This is a genomic window from Desulfovibrio intestinivivus (assembly GCF_053570665.1).
Window position 1 is genome coordinate 652,362 of sequence record NZ_JBRBQT010000001.1, and the last position, 18,739, is coordinate 671,100.

The 18,739-nt window shown below is 59.4% G+C and carries 18 protein-coding genes; 10 read left to right on the top strand and 8 right to left on the bottom strand.

The window, feature by feature from the left end; genetic code table 11:
- Positions 1 to 31 precede the first annotated feature (31 nt).
- Entirely contained in the window at positions 32 to 229 is a 198-nt protein-coding gene (locus tag ACUZ9P_RS02840) for a DUF2065 domain-containing protein (RefSeq protein ID WP_192112783.1), read from the bottom strand.
- Positions 230 to 389: 160 nt separating this feature from the next.
- Here ACUZ9P_RS02840 and mqnB point away from each other — a divergent pair, with 160 nt between their 5' ends.
- The 5 genes from mqnB to ACUZ9P_RS02865 all read left to right on the top strand — a co-directional run bounded on the left by mqnB (position 390) and on the right by ACUZ9P_RS02865 (position 7,441).
- Positions 390 to 1,151, top strand: coding sequence for a futalosine hydrolase (mqnB, locus tag ACUZ9P_RS02845; protein WP_449248575.1), 762 nt, complete (start codon positions 390 to 392; stop codon positions 1,149 to 1,151).
- A gap of 7 nt (positions 1,152 to 1,158) precedes the next feature.
- Entirely contained in the window at positions 1,159 to 2,124 is a 966-nt protein-coding gene (locus tag ACUZ9P_RS02850) for a polyprenyl synthetase family protein (RefSeq protein WP_449248576.1), read from the top strand.
- A 27-nt stretch (positions 2,125 to 2,151) separates the two neighbouring features.
- Positions 2,152 to 5,151 (top strand): AIR synthase-related protein, encoded by a 3,000-nt coding sequence (locus ACUZ9P_RS02855; protein ID WP_449248577.1) that lies wholly within the window; start codon positions 2,152 to 2,154, stop codon positions 5,149 to 5,151.
- A 433-nt stretch (positions 5,152 to 5,584) separates the two neighbouring features.
- On the top strand, positions 5,585 to 6,403 hold the full coding sequence (locus ACUZ9P_RS02860) for a septal ring lytic transglycosylase RlpA family protein (RefSeq protein WP_298995910.1): 819 nt from the start codon (positions 5,585 to 5,587) through the stop codon (positions 6,401 to 6,403).
- A 144-nt stretch (positions 6,404 to 6,547) separates the two neighbouring features.
- The gene (locus ACUZ9P_RS02865; RefSeq protein WP_449248578.1) at positions 6,548 to 7,441 is read left to right on the top strand and encodes a DMT family transporter; all 894 of its coding nucleotides are present in this window, start codon (positions 6,548 to 6,550) and stop codon (positions 7,439 to 7,441) included.
- A 54-nt stretch (positions 7,442 to 7,495) separates the two neighbouring features.
- Here the strand turns inward: ACUZ9P_RS02865 and ACUZ9P_RS02870 are convergent, their stop codons facing one another.
- From ACUZ9P_RS02870 to ACUZ9P_RS02900, 7 genes are all read right to left on the bottom strand, one after another.
- Complete coding sequence (locus ACUZ9P_RS02870; RefSeq protein ID WP_449248579.1) at positions 7,496 to 8,353, bottom strand: heterodisulfide reductase-related iron-sulfur binding cluster; 858 nt, start codon at positions 8,351 to 8,353, stop codon at positions 7,496 to 7,498.
- A 99-nt stretch (positions 8,354 to 8,452) separates the two neighbouring features.
- Entirely contained in the window at positions 8,453 to 9,526 is a 1,074-nt protein-coding gene (gene leuB, locus ACUZ9P_RS02875) for a 3-isopropylmalate dehydrogenase (RefSeq protein ID WP_192112777.1), read from the bottom strand.
- A gap of 317 nt (positions 9,527 to 9,843) precedes the next feature.
- Positions 9,844 to 10,335 (bottom strand): 3-isopropylmalate dehydratase small subunit, encoded by a 492-nt coding sequence (locus ACUZ9P_RS02880; protein ID WP_449248580.1) that lies wholly within the window; start codon positions 10,333 to 10,335, stop codon positions 9,844 to 9,846.
- A 69-nt stretch (positions 10,336 to 10,404) separates the two neighbouring features.
- Positions 10,405 to 11,667 carry a 3-isopropylmalate dehydratase large subunit gene (locus ACUZ9P_RS02885; protein ID WP_298995920.1) on the bottom strand — a complete coding sequence of 421 codons (1,263 nt, stop codon included), beginning with the start codon at positions 11,665 to 11,667 and terminating at the stop codon, positions 10,405 to 10,407.
- Between the two features lie 199 nt (positions 11,668 to 11,866).
- Positions 11,867 to 13,414, bottom strand: a complete 1,548-nt coding sequence (locus ACUZ9P_RS02890) for a 2-isopropylmalate synthase (protein ID WP_298995924.1) — start codon at positions 13,412 to 13,414, stop codon at positions 11,867 to 11,869.
- A 115-nt stretch (positions 13,415 to 13,529) separates the two neighbouring features.
- The gene (gene pssA, locus ACUZ9P_RS02895) at positions 13,530 to 14,294 is read right to left on the bottom strand and encodes a CDP-diacylglycerol--serine O-phosphatidyltransferase (RefSeq protein WP_374042241.1); all 765 of its coding nucleotides are present in this window, start codon (positions 14,292 to 14,294) and stop codon (positions 13,530 to 13,532) included.
- A gap of 62 nt (positions 14,295 to 14,356) precedes the next feature.
- Positions 14,357 to 14,998 (bottom strand): phosphatidylserine decarboxylase family protein, encoded by a 642-nt coding sequence (locus tag ACUZ9P_RS02900; RefSeq protein ID WP_449248581.1) that lies wholly within the window; start codon positions 14,996 to 14,998, stop codon positions 14,357 to 14,359.
- Between the two features lie 260 nt (positions 14,999 to 15,258).
- Between ACUZ9P_RS02900 and ACUZ9P_RS02905 the strand changes: the two genes are divergently transcribed.
- The 5 genes from ACUZ9P_RS02905 to infA all read left to right on the top strand — a co-directional run bounded on the left by ACUZ9P_RS02905 (position 15,259) and on the right by infA (position 18,732).
- Positions 15,259 to 15,597 carry a chemotaxis protein gene (locus ACUZ9P_RS02905; RefSeq protein WP_449248582.1) on the top strand — a complete coding sequence of 113 codons (339 nt, stop codon included), beginning with the start codon at positions 15,259 to 15,261 and terminating at the stop codon, positions 15,595 to 15,597.
- A gap of 3 nt (positions 15,598 to 15,600) precedes the next feature.
- A complete protein-coding gene (locus ACUZ9P_RS02910) occupies positions 15,601 to 16,809 on the top strand; it encodes a metal-dependent hydrolase (protein ID WP_449248583.1) in 1,209 nt (402 codons plus the stop codon).
- 234 nt (positions 16,810 to 17,043) lie between these two features.
- Entirely contained in the window at positions 17,044 to 17,535 is a 492-nt protein-coding gene (gene moaC / locus ACUZ9P_RS02915; protein ID WP_298995933.1) for a cyclic pyranopterin monophosphate synthase MoaC, read from the top strand.
- A complete protein-coding gene (gene lgt / locus ACUZ9P_RS02920; RefSeq protein ID WP_449248584.1) occupies positions 17,532 to 18,377 on the top strand; it encodes a prolipoprotein diacylglyceryl transferase in 846 nt (281 codons plus the stop codon). Before moaC ends, lgt begins: the two co-directional genes overlap by 4 nt.
- A gap of 136 nt (positions 18,378 to 18,513) precedes the next feature.
- Entirely contained in the window at positions 18,514 to 18,732 is a 219-nt protein-coding gene (gene infA / locus ACUZ9P_RS02925; RefSeq protein ID WP_006008898.1) for a translation initiation factor IF-1, read from the top strand.
- The last annotated feature ends 7 nt before the right edge of the window (positions 18,733 to 18,739 follow it).

Here is an 18,739-nt window from a genome sequence, read left to right on the forward strand (position 1 = left end):
AGCCAGACACGATGGTGCGGATAATCAGGCCTTAGTGCGAGGCCAGTGCCACCAGACCAAGCCCTACGGCCAGGGCGATCAGCCCAAGGACGCGGAGGCGGCTTTCCGGCTGGGGCAGCAATTGCAACAGGGCGCGCCGCATGCCGCCGGGAAAGAGTGTCCAGCAAAGGCCCTCAATAACGATGGCCAGACCAAGAGCGCGGAGAAAAAGGGCGTAATCGAGTTTCATGGTTTTCTGGTGACGGAAAACCCGCCTTTTGTAAAGGAACGAATCATGGCTGCTGACACGGCGCTGCACAACGGCACAGACATGACCTGCCGGGATTATCCCGCAGGCGCGTTATTCCCAGCCCTGCGCCCGACAAACAGCAGCCAAAGGCAGTGATCCTGTGAGCCTGCTGCTTTGCGCCGCCACCGGCCCGGAACTGGCGGGTCTTGTGCCCGGATTTTCTCCGGCGGGGCTTGCCGCCACAGCTGGAGAAACAGCTGAAAGCCCGGCAAAATCCTGGCCAGAAATGCACCTCTGGCCCGTGCGCCTCAAGCATGGCGCTGCGCTGTGCTGCATTACCGGGGTCGGCCCCATTAACGCTGCTCTGGCCATGGGCATGGCCTTTTGCCGTGCTAAAGCCGAGGGTACGCCCATAACGGCTGTGCTCAACGCGGGTCTTGCCGGGGCCTTTGATCTGGCAGAGCGCCCACTTTTGGGGCTGTGCATGGTGAGCGAAGAAATCTGGCCCGAATACGGCCTGCACGATGGGAGTTCCGTCACCGCCGAGGCTTTTGGCTTTCCGCAGTGGCAACCAGAGACCGGGGCTGCGGTGCGCAACCGCCTGTCCCTGGCAGGGCCTGAAGCGCTGGAGCGCTTTGGCGCACGTCAGCAACGGCATGTTTTTTTGCCCTGCACATCGCTCACCGTGGCCGGGGTCAGCGCAAGTTTTGCCAGAGCGGCAGACCTGCGCGCCCGCTACCGGGCTGATCTGGAAAATATGGAAGGCTTTGCCGTAGCGTATGCCTGCGCCCGCGAGGGCATCCCCTGTGTGGAAGCGCGCAGCGTTTCCAACAAGGTCGGGCCGCGCGCCAATGACGAAAAGGATTTTCCCGGCGCGCTGCGCGCGCTCACGCGGGTGTTGCCCGCGCTTAACCTTATCTGAGTAGCATATGATCCAACTGAAAGCACGTCTGGCCCTTGAGCTGCCCGGCATCAACCGCGCTCTGAACAAGGCAGTGGACACCCTGCCGGAACCAGTGCGGCCTGTGGCCCGGCATATTTTTGATGCGGGCGGCAAACGCCTGCGCCCCCTGCTCACCGTGCTCACGGCCCGCCTGCTGGGTCATGAGGCCAAGAGCATACAGGATCTGGCGATCACACTGGAGATGCTCCACGCCGCAACCCTGCTGCACGATGATGTGCTGGACAATGCCGTAAGCCGCCGTGGCAAGCCCGCTGCGCATACGCTGTTTGATGTTTCCAGCGTCATTCTTGCGGGCGATGCCCTGCTGGCCGGGGCCAACGCCCTGGTGGCCAAATATGGCGACACGCGGCTGACCCGCTGTTTCTCGGAGGCCACCAGCCGCACGGCGGCGGGAGAAATCCTTGAAATTGCGGCCCAGCGCCGCGTGGATTCGACCAGCGCCGACTATGAAGACATGGTGCGCGGCAAAACGGCCTGGCTTATCCGCGCTGCCTGTGAAATGGGCGCGCTTGCCGCCGGGGCCGATGATGCCGCAGTGGCCGCTGCCGCCGCCTATGGCGAAAACCTTGGCATGGCCTTTCAGATGGTGGACGATGCCCTTGATTTCGCGCCAGAAAGCGTGACCGGCAAGCCCACTGGCGGCGATGTGCGCGAGGGCAAGCTCACGCCTCCCCTGCGCCTCCACCGCGACAGCCTGAGCACCGCAGAGCGCCGCGCCTTTGACGCCGCCTTTTGCGCAGGGCTGATGACGGAAGCCGATGCCGCCAGCATTGCCGAGAGCATCCGGCAGGCCGGGCATGACGATGCCGTGCGCCGTCAGGCCGATGAATTTCTTGACGCGGCCAGGCAGGCATTAGAAACTCTGCCTGACAGGCCCGAGCGCGAGCTTATGCGCCAGATGGCCGACTACGTACGCGACAGAAAAAAGTAAGCAGCCAAACCAAGAGGAATGCAAACCATGCTCTATAGGGTGGAAACCGGCCCCCGCGCCGGACTTGACGATACCCAGGGCCGCAAGACGGCCCAGCACCTGCGCAAGGCGCTGAACATTTCTGTTTCTGGCGTTCGCCAGATCAAGGTCTTTACGGCTGACGGGCTTGATGCAGCGCAGGTGGCCCGTCTTCTGGACGAAAGCATCTGGCACGACCCCATACTTCAAGAAGCCTCCCTTGAGCCGCTGCCCCTGCTTGACCCTGCGGCAGACTGGTTTGTGGAAGTGGGCTACCGCCCCGGCGTGACGGATAACGAGGCCCGCACCGCGCGCGACACCGCCGCCATGGTGCTGGACATCCCGCGCGACAGCCTGCGCGTGTATACCGCCGTGCAGTACCGCATCAGCAGCGACAAGGCCGCACCCCTCACCCGCGAACAGGTGGACATGCTGGCCCGCGACCTTTTGTGCAACACGCTCATCCAGCGCTACCGCATCAAGAGCCGTCAGGAATGGGACGCCCAGCCCGGCTTTGAAGCTCAGGCCGCCAGGGTTACGGGCGAGATCAACGAAACCGTCGACACCATCGCCCTTTCAGCCATGGATGACGAAGCCCTGACCAAGGCCAGCCGCGAAAATACATGGGCGCTCAACCTCAAGGAAATGCACAGCATCCGCGTGCAGTTCACCGCGCAGGAAGAAGCCGACCGCCGCAAGGCCCTTGGCCTGCCCGCCGACCCCACGGATGTGGAAATGGAAGTGCTGGCCCAGACGTGGTCCGAGCACTGCAAGCACAAGATTTTTGCCTCGCGCATCAATTATACCGATGCCGCCACGGGCCGCAGCGAAGTGGTGGACAACCTCTACAAGACCTGCATCCGCGACGCCACGGCCATGCTGCGCGAGCGCATGGGCGAAGACGACTACTGCAAGTCCGTTTTCAAGGACAACGCGGGCGTTATCGCCTTTATCAACGGCTACGACGCCTGCATCAAGGTTGAAACCCACAACAGCCCCTCGGCGCTCGACCCGTACGGCGGCGCGCTCACCGGCATTGTGGGCGTGAACCGCGACCCCATGGGCACAGGCATGGGCGCTGAGCTGGTGTGCAATACGGACGTGTTCTGCTTTGCCTCGCCCTTCCACGATAAAAGCCTGCCTCCGCGCCTGCTGCACCCCCGCCGCGTGCTGGAAGGCGTGCGCGAAGGCGTGGAGCACGGCGGCAACAAGTCGGGCATTCCCACGGTCAACGGATCGCTGGTCTTTGACGAGCGCTATCTTGGCAAGCCGCTGGTGTACTGCGGCACCGTGGGCATCATCCCCGCAGAGCTGCATGGCCGCCCCGGCTGGTTCAAGCAGGCCGAGGAAGGCGACTACATTGTTATGACCGGCGGCCGCATCGGCAAGGACGGCATCCACGGCGCAACCTTCTCTTCTGAAGAGCTGCACGAAGGCTCGCCCGCCACAGCGGTGCAGATCGGCGACCCCATCACCCAGCGCAAGATGTATGACTTCATCATGCGCGCCCGCGATTTGGGCCTGTACCACGCCATCACCGACAACGGCGCTGGCGGCCTTTCCTCCTCCGTGGGTGAAATGGCTGAAGACACGGGCGGCTGCGTGCTGGATATCGCCAAGGCCCCGCTGAAATACGATGGCCTGCGCCCCTGGGAAATTCTGCTTTCCGAAGCGCAGGAGCGCATGACCCTGGCCGTTTCGCCGGAAAAGCTCGACGAATTCATGGCCCTCGCCGCACGCATGGATGTGGAAGCCACGGCCCTTGGCCGCTTCACCACCTCCGGCTTCTTTGAAGTGCGCTACCACGACCGCATCATCGCCTCCATGCCCATGGAATTCATGCACGACGGCGTGCCGCAGCTTGAGCTTGAAGCCGAATGGAAGGCCCCGGAAATCACCGATGTCACTGTAGACGTGGCCGAAGTTGAGCAGACCGCATTTTTGCAGCGCATGCTCGGCACGCTCAATATCTGCTCAAAGGAATACATCATCCGCCAGTATGATCACGAAGTGCGCGGCGGCAGCGTGGTGAAGCCCCTTGTGGGCGTCAAGCGCGATGGCCCGGCAGACGCTGGCGTTATCCGCCCCCTGCTGGAATCGGACGCAGGCCTTGTGATCTCCCACGGCATCTGCCCCAAATTCAGCGATTACGACACCTACTGGATGATGGCCAACGCCATGGACGAAGCTATCCGCAATGCCGTTGCCGTGGGTGCAGACCCCGACGCCCTGGCCGGTGTGGACAACTTCTGCTGGTGCGATCCGGTGGTCAGCCCCTCCAACCCCGATGGACGCTACAAGCTGGCTCAGCTTGTGCGCGCCTGCCGCGCCCTGCGCCAGTTCTCGCTGGCCTACGGCGTGCCGTGCATCTCGGGCAAGGACTCCATGAAGAACGACTACACCGGCGGCGGCGAGCGCATTTCCATTCCGCCCACGGTGCTGTTCTCCATCCTTGGCGTCATCCGCAACGTCACGGCTGCCCAGACCTCCGACTTCAAGCAGCCCGGCGATGCCATCTACATGCTCGGCGGCACATGGCGCGAAATGGCAGGCAGCGAAGCCGCTACGGAGCTGGGCCTCAAGGGTGGCCGCGTTCCCCATGTGGACGCCTCCAACGCCATGTTGCGCTACCGCGCCGTCAACGCCCTCATGGGCCAGCGCGCCATTTCCGCCTGCCACGACTGTTCTGACGGCGGTCTTGCCGTGGCTATTGCAGAAATGTGCATCGGCGGCCGCCTGGGTGCGGAAATCAACCTTGATGCCGTGCCCGCCCTTGAAACAATGAACGTGACCGAACTGCTCTACAGCGAAAGCGCCAGCCGCCTGGTTGTGAGCGTCAAGCCCGATCTGGCCATGATTCTTGATGCACTGGGAATGTGGCAGCCCTGCACCCGTATCGGTACTGTCACCGGTAACGGTCAGCTGACCATGAAATCCGGCGACAGCGTCATCGTCAACTCTTCGGTGGAAGATCTGGCCCGCGCTTTCAAACGCACGCTGGACTGGTAACACCGCTGCGACTGACTATCAGGGCAGGTGGCTTTGCGGCTGCCTGCCCTTTTTATTTGGTGGAATCCGGTGCTGTTCTCTGCATTTTGCATAAATATTTCTGCCGCACGCAGGGCTTTTTCCTCGACTCCATGCCAATTCGCCACGCCGCACGATCATGCCTATTTCATACTCCCCCACTGCCTTTTTGACATTTTCTAGACTATCTTTTTCAATAACTATTTGAATTAAAAGATTTTATCAGTTTGACACGGAGCATTTTTTTACTGTATAGTGCCTCTACAAAGAACAGGCATTCCCCTGGGGAACCGATGGACGTTGAGCGCAAGGCGCGCTTGCTGCCATCATTGGAAGGTTCCTGGGGTCAGAACCGCGGGCGCGGTTCGTCCGGCAATTTCGCTGGCCAGCCTCGAACACTAACAAAGGAACGATCATGAAGTATTCACGCTGGCCATTAGTGCTGGCGGCCATAGCCTTATGCATGCTTTTGGCCTCCCCCATGAACGCCGACGCGGCTTCACAAAGCGCTCCCTCCGATCAAAAGCATTCGAACGCTGCCCCCCACGCCGCCAAAAAGTCTTCCGGCGACACTGAAACTCGCAAATCCAAACGCGAAAAGACCAGTGACAAAACCGCCTCTTCGCACAGCTCGCGCTCCAAGCGCGATAAAGCTGAATCGCGCTCCAAGTCCAAGCAACGCAGCTCCTCATCCTCTGCGTCCTTATCCGAAAAAGAACGCCGGGATAGCACCGACAGCCGTGATATCTGGCTGAAGCGCGCTCAGGAGAGCGAAATCATGTCCGGCAAGGCCTCCTGGTACGGACGCGATTTCCACGGCGGCTCCACCGCCAGCGGGCTTGATTACGACATGTATACCTTTACCGCCGCGCACCGCACCCTGCCCATGGGCACGGTTGTTCGCGTCACCGACCAGAATAACGGCAAGAGCGTTATGGTCTGTGTGACAGACAGAGGCCCCTTTGTGCGCGGGCGCATCATTGATCTTTCCTTTGCCGCTGCGCAACAGATTGATATCGATGACAAAGGCATCAGCAAGGTCAAGCTGGAAGTCATCAGTGACGAAAGCGGCACGCCCCTCAAACCCGATGAAGCATATTTTGTGCGCTACAACGCCGCTCAGGGTGATGAAAAAATCGGCCCCTTCCGCGCTTTCGCGGATGCAGCGGCCATGCATGAAGCACTGCGCCAGGTTCACCCCGAGGCTGAAGTGGTCATGGATCAATCCAAGTAACAGCGCAATACCTTCCGCGCTGCACACGCGCGACAACGTCCCCGGTTTATACCGGGGACGTTTTTTTATGCCGTGCGCAAGCTTGCCACACTGCAGCTTCCCCGGTATGGAAACTGTTTGTTATTCCCCACCAAGAAGGATGCCATGGGCTTTTTTTACAGCATTATTTCTTCTGCGGCCTTTGGCCTTATCCCTCTGTTTACACTACCGCTGATGCATGGCGGCGTTTCTGGGCCATCCGCCCTGTTCTACCGCTTTGCCATTGCCACAGTGGTGCTGGGCATTGTGCTTGCCGTGCGCGGCGAAAGATTCAGCGCGCGCGGCATTGATCTGTGCAAGCTGGCCGGCATGAGTTCCATGTACACAATGGCGGCCCTGCTCTTTTTTTGGGGATTCAAGCACATGCCGAGCGGTGTTGTGGCAACGCTGCAATTTACCTATCCCGTCATGGTCATGCTGATTATGATTGTGTTTTATCACGAGCGCTTCTCGTGGATCACGGCCTTGTCCATCCTGCTGGCTATTGCTGGCGTTTATTTGCTCTGCGGCGGAAGTGACGGCGACATGGGCGGGGCAAGCACGTTAGCTGTGGCCCTTCTTCTGCTTTCCGCCTTGTGCAACGCCGTGTACATCACAACCATTTATGCCGCCCGCATTCCCAACATGAGCGGTCTTGTGATGACTTTTTACGTGCTGGCCTTTGGGGCGGTGATATCCGGGGCCAACGCCCTGTTGGCAGATTCGTTCCAGCCCCTGCACTCATGGTGGGAATTGCTACTCGCAACATTGCTGGCTGTGGTGACAGCCGTTATTTCAAACCTCACCCTCATTCTTGCCGTACAGCGCATCGGCTCCACGCTGACATCCATCCTTGGCGTTATGGAGCCTGTAACGGCCGTGGTGGTGGGGATTCTGGTGTTCAGCGAGCCGTTCAGCATGTCGCTGGTCGCTGGGGTGGCCTTTATTGCCGCATCGGTTGTACTGGTTATGCTCGGCAAGCAGATAACAGCCTTTTTTCAGCGCCACAAACACGCATAAAAAAGTGCGGCAAATTATATTTGCCGCGCTTTTTTATTTTCTGCTGCAAGAACGCTACAGCCCTGAAGGTTCATACCCCAAGGCACGGGCCAGCAATTCGGTATAACTCATAACCCTGAGTTTGCCCTGACCAGCACCGCGCAGGGCCACAGTACAGCCGGAACAGGCGCATACAAGGGCGTCAACGCCGCCATACAGCGCCGCCGCCACAATGCGGTCAGGCTGATTTTTACAACACAGGCTGCCTGCAATATCCTGGACAGCAAGCCCCTCCACCCCTTCAAGAAACTGCCTGTAAGCGGGCCAGCTCAGCGACGTCTGAGGAAAATGCCTGCGATAAGAGGTGTGGCATCCTTCAAAATAGGCCACTTTCAAGGGTTTGATCCGCAAGCTCTGTCCTTTCAGGGCGTCCAGCAGCACGTCAAGAATATAGCTGTGGGAAACATCACCCCCGGCATCAACCGACTCGGCCACGTGCGCGCAGCCTGCGCAGCAATATGCGAGGCGGGATGCACCCTTCTGCGCTGCCGCCAAGCTGTTGCCCCGCACAAAACCCTTGGCGGTTTCTACCATCTGGGGCCTGTCCTCTGACGCGACCTGATGCAGCAGGGGCAAACCGCAGCAGTTTTCTTTCTCCAGCCAGGTGTGGGCCATGCCAAGGCGGCCCAAAATCCACGCCACCTCGCGCAAAATATTGGGTGTGCTGAACGGCCTGTAACAGCCGAAAACAACTGCAAGATCAGCCTGTTGCGGAGCGTTTGCAAAACCGTTGGCTCCCAGAGCCATTGCCCGCAGTACCTGCGGCGCACCGTGCTGGCCTGTGGTTGCAACATCCTGAAGCTGCGTTTCAAAATCTCTGCCGCACGCGCTCTTTACTACCCAGTCGCTCAATTTGCCTGTGGTCGCTTTCATGATTCCGCCTCTATGCCCTTATGCAAAAGTCTGCTGGTAAAAACCACAAAAGGCCGCCCGATGGTGCGGACGGCCTTTTGAAATGGTTCGGAGCAGCGGCTACAGCCGCTCCACAACCTTGTCGCCCATTTCTTTGCAACCCAGCAGGGTTTTGCCGGGTTCCATAATGTCGCCAGTGCGGAAACCATCGGCCAGAGCTTTGCGCACTGCAGCCTCAATGGCATCGGCTTCCTTACCCATGTCAAAGCCAAGGCGCAGCATCATGGCCCCGGAAAGAATGGTGGCAAGGGGGTTGGCCTTGTTCTGTCCCGCGATGTCGGGGGCGGAGCCGTGAATGGGTTCAAACAGGCCGGGGCCGGAAGCGCCCATGGAGGCCGAGGGCAGCATGCCCAGCGAGCCGGTGATGACCGAGGCTTCGTCAGACAGAATATCGCCAAAAATATTGCCCGTGAGGATCACGTCAAACTGCGAAGGATCGCGCACAAGCTGCATGGCGGCATTGTCCACGTACATATGGGTCAGCTCCACATCCGCATACTGGCGGTGCGTTTCAATGACCACTTCCTTCCACAGGCGCGAGGTTTCCAGCACGTTGCTCTTTTCCACAGAGCAGACCTTGTTGCGGCGTTTGCGGGCCGTTTCAAAGGCTACCGTGGCAATACGGCGGATTTCTTCCTCGTTGTACACCATGGTGTTGTAGCCGGTGCGCAGGCCATCGCGCATTTCCTGCCCGCGCGGCTCGCCAAAATAGATGTCGCCGGTCAGTTCGCGCACAACGACGAGGTCAAGGCCCTTGGCGGCAATATCGGCCCGCAGCAGGCACGCGCCTGCCAGTTCGGGCAACAGCATGGCCGGGCGCAGGTTGGCAAAAAGCTCAAGCTCCTTGCGGATGCGCAGCAGGCCTTTTTCCGGGCGTTTTTCAGGCGCGAGGGCGTCCCACTTGGGGCCGCCCACAGCCGCCAGAAACACAGCGTCGGCATTGCGGCACTTGCGCACGGTTTCTTCCGGCAGGGGGTCGCCAGCTGCATCGATGGCGGAACCGCCGATGTGGGCAGTGTCGAAAACGAATTCGTGGCCGAACTTTTCAGCGGCGGCCTTGAGAACCTTAACACCTTCGGCCAGAATCTCCGGGCCGATGCCGTCACCCGGCAAGAGGCAGATGGTCTTTTTCATAAAATATCCTTGAACTCAATGCTATCTGTTGATGCTCATCCTGTTCGCCCGACAATTACTTACCAGCTATTTTTTTACATGAAGATTTTTGCGGCAGAACAAGGAAAAAGGGGATTTGCCGACAGGAGTATACTCTTACGGTATTCGACTGGAGGCAAAAGCCAGTTTTGACACAGTTCTGGCCAAAAATATCCTGTAAAAATTGGTTTTTTGTTCTCTGGCAAGGCAGATAATCCTTTACGCAAGGAGTGTACTCTCATGGTACTCGACCGGAGTAAAAAGGATTATCTAACGCAGCCAGAGAGCAAAAGGCCAATTTAGGCGAGGCGTTCCTTAACGTAGCCAACCAACCCGCCCTTATCCAGGATGGCAGCCATGGACTTGGGCAGCGGCGGGCAGGTTATCTGCGCGCCGTTGGTCAGATCGCGAATAATGCCTGTGACGGCATCGATTTCCAGCTCGTCGCCATCATTGATCTTGTCCACATCATCGCCCACTTCCATGAGCAGCAGGCCCATATTGAAGGAGTTGCGGTAAAAAATGCGCGCAAAGCTGTGGCCAATAACCACAGACATGCCCGCGCCAAGAATGGCTATGGGCGCGTGTTCACGGGAAGAACCGCAACCAAAGTTGCGGCCCGCGACCATGATGTCTCCGGGGGTCACACGCTTGACCCAATCGGGTTCAAGGCCGGACATGCAGTTTTCGCCCAGCTTTTTGGAATCGGTGGTGACAAGAAAACGCGCGGGAATGATAGCGTCCGTATCAATGTGTTCGCCCACTTTGTGGGCCTTACCTTTGTAATTCATGAGGCTGTCCTTCTTTCTCTGCGCCGGGCGCGGTGAGCCAGGGCACAGACAGGTACTGAGGTGTGCTGCCTAGAGCTGATCAGGCCCGGCCACGCAACCCGCAATGGCCGAAGCGGCTGCCACGATGGGGCTTGCCAGATAAACCTCGGAACTCAGGCTGCCCATGCGGCCCTTGAAATTGCGGTTGGTGGTGGCCACAGCACGTTCGCCATCGCCCAGGATGCCCATGTGACCGCCAAGGCAGGGGCCGCACGTGCAGGGACCGACCACGCAGCCGGAGTCCATGAAGGTTTCAATGAGGCCTTCCTTGAGGCACTGCTTCCATACCGTGGGCGTGGAGGGCAGCACAATGCAGCGCAGATGCTTGGCAACCTTGCGGCCCCGCAGCACTTCGGCGGCATCGCGCATGTCGCTGATGCGGCCATTGGTGCAGGAACCGATAACCACCTGCTGGATGGGCGTGTTGCGCACCTCGGAGACTGGCTTGACGTTGGAGGGCAGGTGCGGGCAGGCCACCACAGGCTCCTTGCCGGTCACGTCAATATTGACCACGCGCTCGTAAACCGCGCCGGGGTCTGCGGCCAGATCCTGCGTCAGGCCAGGGCGATTGTGCTCCGCGCAGTAGGCGCGCGTTTTGGCGTCCACCGCAAACAGGCCCACCTTGCCGCCTGCTTCAATAGCCATGTTTGCCATGCACAGGCGGCCTTCAACGGAAAGGTCGTCCACCACAGAACCGCCGAATTCCAGGGCCTTGTAGAGAGCGCCGTCCACGCCGATGGCGCCGATGAGCATGAGCATCAGATCCTTGCCGCGCAGCCACTTGGGCATCTGACCGTCAATATTGACGCGGATGGTGGACGGCACCTTGAACCATGTTTCGCCCAGTGCCATTGCGGCGGCAATATCGGTAGAGCCCATGCCCGTGGCAAAAGCGCCGATGCCGCCGTAGGTGCAGGTATGACTGTCTGCGCCGATGACCACATCACCGGGCCCCACAAGGCCCTGCTCGGGCAGCAGGGTGTGTTCCACGCCGCAGTCGCCGCCTTCATAATAGTGGGTGATGTTCTGTTCTTCGGCGAACTTGCGGGTCACCATGACCTGATTGGCGGAATCAATATCTTTTTGCGGCGTAAAGTGATCCATGACCAGAGCGATCTTGTCTTTGTCAAAAACCTTTTCCGCGCCCATTCCCCTGAAAGATTTGATGGCCAGCGGCCCGGTGATGTCGTTGGCAAGCACCAGCGACACACGGCACTGAACAATCTGGCCGTCCTGTTCCACAACTTCGTCTGTGTGGGCTTGCAAAATTTTTTGCGCAAGCGTCTGTGGCATGATCTACTCCTTTCATCCTGGCTCCACCGAGGGGGGCGCGGCGAATACGGTGTTTCGTAAGGCGCGGCAAAAATCGAGCGCCTGTTTTTTTATTTCGCGCACACAGGCTTTGCCTGCGCGGTGCTGAGCGTTCCGGCTCGCGGGCCAGCCGCCCCAAGGGAGGGGCGGTCAGACCCGTTGCAGACCAGAGGAACAGCCCTTAATCGTGCTGGCAGTGCAGCCGCGGCCCTTCCTGTTCCTTCTTGAACAGGTGGTTAAGGGCGTTGACGTATGCACGCGCGCTGGCGACAAAAATATCCGGATGGGTGCCGCGCCCCACGGCGCTCACTTCGCCCTCGCGCAGACGCACGGTCACTTCGCCCTGGGCATCGGTGCCGCCAGTGATGGCGTTGATGGCGTACTGCTCAAGCTCGGGCTGGCGGCCCACCATGTCGGCGATCACGTTGAACAGGGCGTCCACGGGGCCAACGCCAAAGCCAGCGCCGCTGCTTTCAATCCCCTTGATGTCCATGATGACTGCTGCCGTGGGCGGCACGCCGCCCGCATCGGAACTCTGCACGCTCACATGACGCAGGCGGAAAAGATCGGGCATGCGGTAGACTTCTTCCTGCACAAGGGCCATGAGGTCATCATCGAGCAGGGTTTTCTTGCGGTCGGCCAGCTGCTTCACAGCTTCAAAAACGAGGTTGAGCTGCTCATCATCCAGCTTGTAGCCCATGCTTTCAAACTTGTTGCGCACGGCGTTACGGCCGGAGTGCTTGCCGATCACAAGATTGCTCTCGGTGCGGCCCACAGACTGCGGAGTCATGATCTCGTAAGTTTCGCGGTTCTTGAGCATGCCGTCCTGATGGATGCCCGACTCGTGCGCAAAGGCGTTGGCACCCACAATGGACTTGTTGTTGGCAATGGGCTGACCAATGGTCATGGAAAGCAGGCGGCACGAAGGGTAAAGCTGCTCGGTAACGATGTTGTGTTCAAGCTGGAAATAGTCGTGGCGCACACGCAGGTTCATAACCACTTCTTCAAGGGCGGCGTTACCGGCGCGCTCGCCAATGCCGCACAGCGTAACCTCTGCCTGGCGCACACCCACGCGGAAGGCGGCCAATGTGTTGGCCACGGCAAGGCCGAGGTCGTTGTGGCAGTGCACGCTGAAGATGGCTTTGTCGCTGTTGGGCGTGTTCTTGATGACGTGTTCAAGCAGCGCGGCGTATTCCTGCGGCTCGGCATAGCCCACGGTATCGGGCAGATTGATGGTGCTGGCCCCGGCCTTGATGGCGGCCTCGACCACGCGGCAGGCAAAATCGCCTTCCGTGCGTGAAAAATCCTCAAGGGAAAATTCCACGTTGCTGGTATATGTGGCGCAACGTTTGACGCCCTCAACGATCATGGCAAGAACGTCTTCGGGGTCTTTGCGCAGCTTGTGCTTCATGTGCAGAGGAGACGTGGACAAAAAGACATGGATGCGGGGATTCTTAGCCACTTTCACGGCTTCCCAGCAACGGTCGATGTCATTGGGGACGCAACGGGCAAGGCCCGCCACCTGGATGTCGCCAGCCTGGGCGGCAATGCGCTGCACAGACTCAAAATCGCCGGGGCTGGAGGCGGGAAAGCCCGCTTCCATAATGTCCACGCCGAGCACTTCAAGCTGGTGGGCTACACGCAGCTTTTCCTGCAAATTCATGGTGGCGCCGGGCGACTGCTCGCCATCGCGCAAAGTGGTGTCGAAAAAATAGACGCGGTTGTTCATGACAAACTCCTCTGGTTCTGACAAAGATGGCTATATCTTGCATAACGGCCACCGTAAAGGGCGGCTGTCCAGGGGAGCGTTTCCGCCCTAAGGGGGCGGCAACCGTTACGCAACCTCAATCGCTCTGGGGCGATAGGGCGCGTAGTAGCTGACGATTGCGGCGGGGAAGGATGACGAAGGTGTAGACAACGCCGCCAATGATGTAGACGGCGCAAAGCACAAATCCCATGACGCGCGGAAAGGAAATGACCGTTCCGAGCACAAGCAGGAAGAAAAGCATGGTGCGGATGGGATGGGCACGCAGGAAATCATATTCCTTAAAGGAAAAATAGCGCACCTTGCTGACCATCAAAACCCCTACGCCAATGGCGAGAACAAGGGTCATGTAGGGCAGGGCCGAAGCCATAACGGCAGGGAAATGCGCAGCGCAAAATACAAAGGTGACCACGGTGCAGCCACCCGCAGGAATGGGCAGACCGATGAAAAAGCGCTTGCCCACAGCCGCCGTGCTCACGTTAAAGCGCGCAAGGCGCAAAGCGCCGCAGGCTGCGTAAATGAAGGCGGCGGCAAGCCCCATGCGTCCAAGGGCCGAAAGCTCCCACTGCCACATAAGCATGGCCGGGGCAATGCCAAAGGCTACAAGATCGGAAAGCGAATCGTACTGAACGCCGAACTCGCTGGCCGTATTGGTAAGGCGGGCAACCTTGCCGTCCAGACCGTCCATGACGGCGGAGAGCAGGATGGCGAGGCAGGCCGATTCAAAACGCCCCTGCACGGCCCAGACCATGGACAAAAAGCCGAGAAACATGCTCAACGTCGTGATCATGTTCGGCAGGAGGTATACTCCTTTGCGCGGCTTTTTAACTTCCGGGGCCATCATTCACCATCTTTACTAAACTAAGTGCCGATCAGTCGGCTTTAAGGGCACATTTTTCGGTGATGCTACTTCACTCTAGCCACCACGCTCTGCCCGGCGAAGACCTGTTCGCCGATGCGCGTGGCCGCAACATATCCCTGAGGAAGGTAAAGGTCAACTCGCGAGCCAAAGCGGATCATGCCATAGCGTTCCCCCCGGGCAAGGGCATCGCCTTCGTCAACGCGGCAGACAATGCGGCGGGCGATAAGTCCGGCAATCTGCACCATGGTCCAAGGGTTGCCGTCCACATCGCGCATGCTGTAGGCGCAGCGCTCATTGTGCGTGGAGGCCTTGTCAAAAGCGGCATTGACAAACGCGCCAGGGAAATAGCGGATGCCTTCAACAGTTCCCGCCACGGGGGCGCGGTTCACGTGCACGCTGAACACGTTCATAAAAATGCTTATGCACAGCTTGGGTTCATCGGTGAAGGGGTCGGGGCGTTCCTCAATGCGGATAACCTTGCCGTCCGCAGGGCTTACGGCAAGCCCCTCGCCCTGAGGCACAACCCGCTCGGGATCGCGGAAAAAGTGCATGCTGAACCAGCAGAGGGCCAGAAAAATCACGGCCAGAAGCCACCAGCCCATGCAGGCAAAAACCAACGCGCTGAACGCGGTAAGGCCGATGCAAGGCCAACCTTCGGGGGTGATGCCGCAATTGGGTGCACGCATGACGACTCCTGTATATGTCGTAGCCGGACAAATCCGGACAACGCTTGAATAAAAAAGGACAAGTGTTGAACATGCTACATACCCTGCGTTTTTCTGCAAGGCAAGCCCGCATGTGGATACCGTGCCCCAAGGATGCGGGCAGGCGGCGGCAACACAGTCACGTCGCAGCGGCAAATCTGCCTGCGCGGCCAGCGTTTGCCCGCAGAGCGAGCGCCTCCGCCCCTGTTGCAGAGTTCTTACGACACAGCTATACTGCGACTATGAACAGAAAGTCCGTTGCCTGCCTTTTTGCACTGCTGCTGGCCGCCGTGGGCGGATTGGGCGGTTGCGGCCCCAAGGACATCGGCGCGGGTTCCTCCAGCGAGAGCGATTCGCAGCCTCAGGGCGTGAGCGTGGAAGATCAGTTGCGCTACCCTGTGTACGGATCAAACAACACCCAGCGCATGCTCTATTATCAAAACCGGCCCGATGTCATGGCCAACATGCAGCAATGGCGCATGCAGCAGTTTCGCCGCATGAACGGCCTTGATACGGACGTAAACCCCGAAGAACCGCAATACAGGTCTGTGCCCAAACAGCGCAGCCCGTTCAGGCAGTAATATATGGATCCAATAACTCACGCCGCAAGCGGCGCGGTGGCCATGCTTGCCATGCCCCACCGCCCCGCGAGCAGCTGGGCTGTGCCCTTGGCCGCCCTGGCCGCCGCCTCGCCCGATGTTGATGTGCTGATGGCGAACACCCCCATGCAATTTTTGCTATTGCACCGGGGCATTACGCACTCCCTGCTTTTTGCCCCGCTGCTGGGGCTGGTGCTGGCACTTGTGGGCTGCTCGCTGTGGAGGGCGCAAACGCCCGGTCACTGGCGGTTTGCAAAAACATGGCTGTTCATGACGGCTATGGTCTTGCTGCACATCTGGCTGGACTGCATCACCACATACGGCACCATGATCTTTGTGCCGTTCTCGCACATGCGGGTGCGGCTGAACGCGGTGTTTATCATTGACCTGCTGATCACCCTGCCCCTGCTATGGGCCATCTGGCGCTGGCGCGCACGGCGCGGCCTCCTGTTGATGGCGATGGCGTGGCTCTTTGTCTATCCCGGCATTTCCATAGGCCTCAACGCCTGGCATACGGCGCAGACCCGTGAACGCCTCACGGCGGAAGGCCGCGCACCTCAGGAAATTGTGGTGCTGCCGGATGCCTTTTCGCCCTTTTTCTGGCGCGCCCTGTATTCGGAAGCCACATCCAACGGGGACATGGTGTACACTCAGGGCTTGAATGCCCTTGGCACCCCTCGAGGCCCGGAAGTTGCCGCCACTGCCCTGCCTGACAGCCTGGCCCGCGACCTTGCGCGGCAGTCTGTTGTCGCTGATGCTTTTTTGAATTTCACCCTGCTGCCAGTGGTCGCTCCCCTGCCAGCCGACATGCTCCCCGCCGATAATCCGCAGGCAACGCAGCCAGCAAACGCCCCCGCCCTCACCTATGTGATGATTCATGACCAGCGGTTTGGCAGCAGCCTTGCCATTGTGCGCAAGATCATGAGCATGCGCCCGAGTGCTGACATTCCTTTTAAATATATGGCTGAACTGGCCCCTGCGCCGCAGCTTACCGAGCAGGATGCCGCTGCCGAAAATTCCGTGCAGGAAAATGCCGCAACCGCAGGGCCGCTCGTATCCACAAAGGCCGCATTTCCGCAGCGCCTGCTGCGGGAGCGGATGCGCTTTTCTGACAGCGGGCGTGATTCTTTCTGGCAAGCGCCCCGCCCGCCCACACGTCCCACGCTGCTGCAATGGCTTGTGGGCTTGCGCTAAGCCTGCCCTGTCCGGCCCAGCCCGATGCCCCCACGGCTCAATACTCAACCAGAACTTTCTCCTTCCGGGAAACTGCGGCGGGCAGCGCGATTACAGGCGCAATGACTCCCATTGCTTTTTGGGATAGCATCAATAGTTGCTCCTGAGTGTTGCGTTTTTCGAGCACGACATACGGAACGCATATTTGAAACAACATCCCGGCAGCCCGTGCTGCGGGAATTTTTTGAGGTATCAATGAACGACAACTTTACGCATCTCGACAGCCAGGGCAACGTAACCATGGTGGATGTGGGCGCAAAAACGCCTACAGAACGCGTAGCCATAGCCGAAGCAGTTGTAGAACTGGCCCCGGCCACCATGGAACTACTGATCAAAAATGCCCTGCCCAAGGGCGATGTGCTCACCTGCGCCAAGATTGGCGGCATCATGGCTGCCAAACGCACCGGCGAACTTATCCCCATGTGCCATCCCCTCAACCTCACCTATGTGGACGTGCGCTTTACCGTAACAGAAATGCCTCCCACGGTGCGTATTGAAGCGGAAACCCGCACTGTCGGCCCCACCGGCGTGGAAATGGAAGCCATTGTTGCGGCCCAGACAGCAGCGGCCACCATTTACGACATGTGCAAGGCCGTGCAACGGGATATCGTCATCAGCCGTGTGCGCCTGCTGCATAAACGCGGCGGCAAAAGCGGCGAATTCAACGCATCGGGTATTGACGCATGAACCTCGCGCAAATCGACCCCGTAGCCCTTTCCATCGGCAGTCTGCAACTGCGCTGGTACGGGCTTATGTATCTGGCGGGCTTTGGCCTTGGTTGGGCACTGGGCCGCTGGCGCGCCTCGCGGCCCGGCTCCGGCTGGACTGCCCCCGATGTGGACGACCTGCTGACCTGCGTGATGATCGGCATCATTCTGGGCGGCAGAATCGGCTATGTGCTGTTTTATGATCTGCCTGTCTACATCAGCGACCCCATGGAAGTTCTGCGCATCTGGAACGGCGGCATGTCCTTTCATGGCGGGCTGCTGGGCGTGCTCGGCGCATTCTGGTATTTTGCCCGCTCGCGGGGCAGGTCGTTTCTGGAAGTATCTGACTTCATCGCCCCGCTGGTGCCGCAGGGCCTCTTTTTCGGGCGGCTCGGCAACTTCATCAACGGCGAGTTGTGGGGCAAGGTCAGTGATGTGCCGTGGGCCATTGTGTTTCCCGGTGCCGGGCCTAATCCGCGCCATCCATCACAGCTTTACGAGGCTGCGCTTGAGGGGTTGATACTCTTTTTCATGGTGTGGATTTTTTCGTCCAAGCCACGAAAAACAGGCGCGGTCTCCGGCCTGTTTGCCCTGGGCTACGGCGTGTTCCGCTTTGCCGTGGAATTTGTGCGCATGCCTGACGTGCAGCTTGGCTATCTGGCCTTTGGCTGGCTGACCATGGGACAACTGCTCTGCGTGCCGCTTATACTGGCGGGCCTGTGGCTGCTGTGCCGCAAGGCCCCGATGCTTGCAGCCCATGTGCCCCCTGTGGAGAACAAATCCCGCCCCGGCGGCAAATCGCCCAAGGGACGCAAGAAATAACTTTCACCCCGTGCAGTGACAGTGGGCGCTGTTTGCGCGCCGATTATCCCCTAAGCAGGGGCTCCGGCGTGTTGACAGCCCTCCGCTTTTTTGTGAAGCTGACCGGCGTTTATCCACATTATATTTTGGAGTACTCATGGCCAAGGAAGGATCAATCGAAGTAGACGGCGTCGTGCAGGAAGCCCTGCCCAATGCCATGTTCCGTGTGGAACTGGAGAACGGCCACGAAGTTCTGGCCCACATTTCCGGCAAGATGCGCAAGTTTTATATCCGCATTCTGCCCGGCGACCGCGTCAAGGTGGAGCTTTCCCCTTACGACCTTACCCGCGGGCGCATCACCTACCGCATGAAGTAGCGGCGGG

Excerpts from the sequence above, each read along its gene's own strand:
- ACUZ9P_RS02840 (WP_192112783.1), bottom strand. The coding sequence starts at position 229 with ATGAAACTCGATTACGCCCTTTTTCTCCGCGCTCTTGGTCTGGCCATC.
- ACUZ9P_RS02850 (WP_449248576.1), top strand. The coding sequence starts at position 1,159 with ATGATCCAACTGAAAGCACGTCTGGCCCTTGAGCTGCCCGGCATCAAC.
- ACUZ9P_RS02855 (WP_449248577.1), top strand. The coding sequence starts at position 2,152 with ATGCTCTATAGGGTGGAAACCGGCCCCCGCGCCGGACTTGACGATACC.
- ACUZ9P_RS02860 (WP_298995910.1), top strand. The coding sequence starts at position 5,585 with ATGAAGTATTCACGCTGGCCATTAGTGCTGGCGGCCATAGCCTTATGC.
- ACUZ9P_RS02865 (WP_449248578.1), top strand. The coding sequence starts at position 6,548 with ATGGGCTTTTTTTACAGCATTATTTCTTCTGCGGCCTTTGGCCTTATC.
- ACUZ9P_RS02870 (WP_449248579.1), bottom strand. The coding sequence starts at position 8,353 with ATGAAAGCGACCACAGGCAAATTGAGCGACTGGGTAGTAAAGAGCGCG.
- leuB (WP_192112777.1), bottom strand. The coding sequence starts at position 9,526 with ATGAAAAAGACCATCTGCCTCTTGCCGGGTGACGGCATCGGCCCGGAG.
- ACUZ9P_RS02880 (WP_449248580.1), bottom strand. The coding sequence starts at position 10,335 with ATGAATTACAAAGGTAAGGCCCACAAAGTGGGCGAACACATTGATACG.
- ACUZ9P_RS02885 (WP_298995920.1), bottom strand. The coding sequence starts at position 11,667 with ATGCCACAGACGCTTGCGCAAAAAATTTTGCAAGCCCACACAGACGAA.
- ACUZ9P_RS02890 (WP_298995924.1), bottom strand. The coding sequence starts at position 13,414 with ATGAACAACCGCGTCTATTTTTTCGACACCACTTTGCGCGATGGCGAG.
- pssA (WP_374042241.1), bottom strand. The coding sequence starts at position 14,294 with ATGATGGCCCCGGAAGTTAAAAAGCCGCGCAAAGGAGTATACCTCCTG.
- ACUZ9P_RS02900 (WP_449248581.1), bottom strand. The coding sequence starts at position 14,998 with ATGCGTGCACCCAATTGCGGCATCACCCCCGAAGGTTGGCCTTGCATC.
- ACUZ9P_RS02905 (WP_449248582.1), top strand. The coding sequence starts at position 15,259 with ATGAACAGAAAGTCCGTTGCCTGCCTTTTTGCACTGCTGCTGGCCGCC.
- ACUZ9P_RS02910 (WP_449248583.1), top strand. The coding sequence starts at position 15,601 with ATGGATCCAATAACTCACGCCGCAAGCGGCGCGGTGGCCATGCTTGCC.
- moaC (WP_298995933.1), top strand. The coding sequence starts at position 17,044 with ATGAACGACAACTTTACGCATCTCGACAGCCAGGGCAACGTAACCATG.
- lgt (WP_449248584.1), top strand. The coding sequence starts at position 17,532 with ATGAACCTCGCGCAAATCGACCCCGTAGCCCTTTCCATCGGCAGTCTG.
- infA (WP_006008898.1), top strand. The coding sequence starts at position 18,514 with ATGGCCAAGGAAGGATCAATCGAAGTAGACGGCGTCGTGCAGGAAGCC.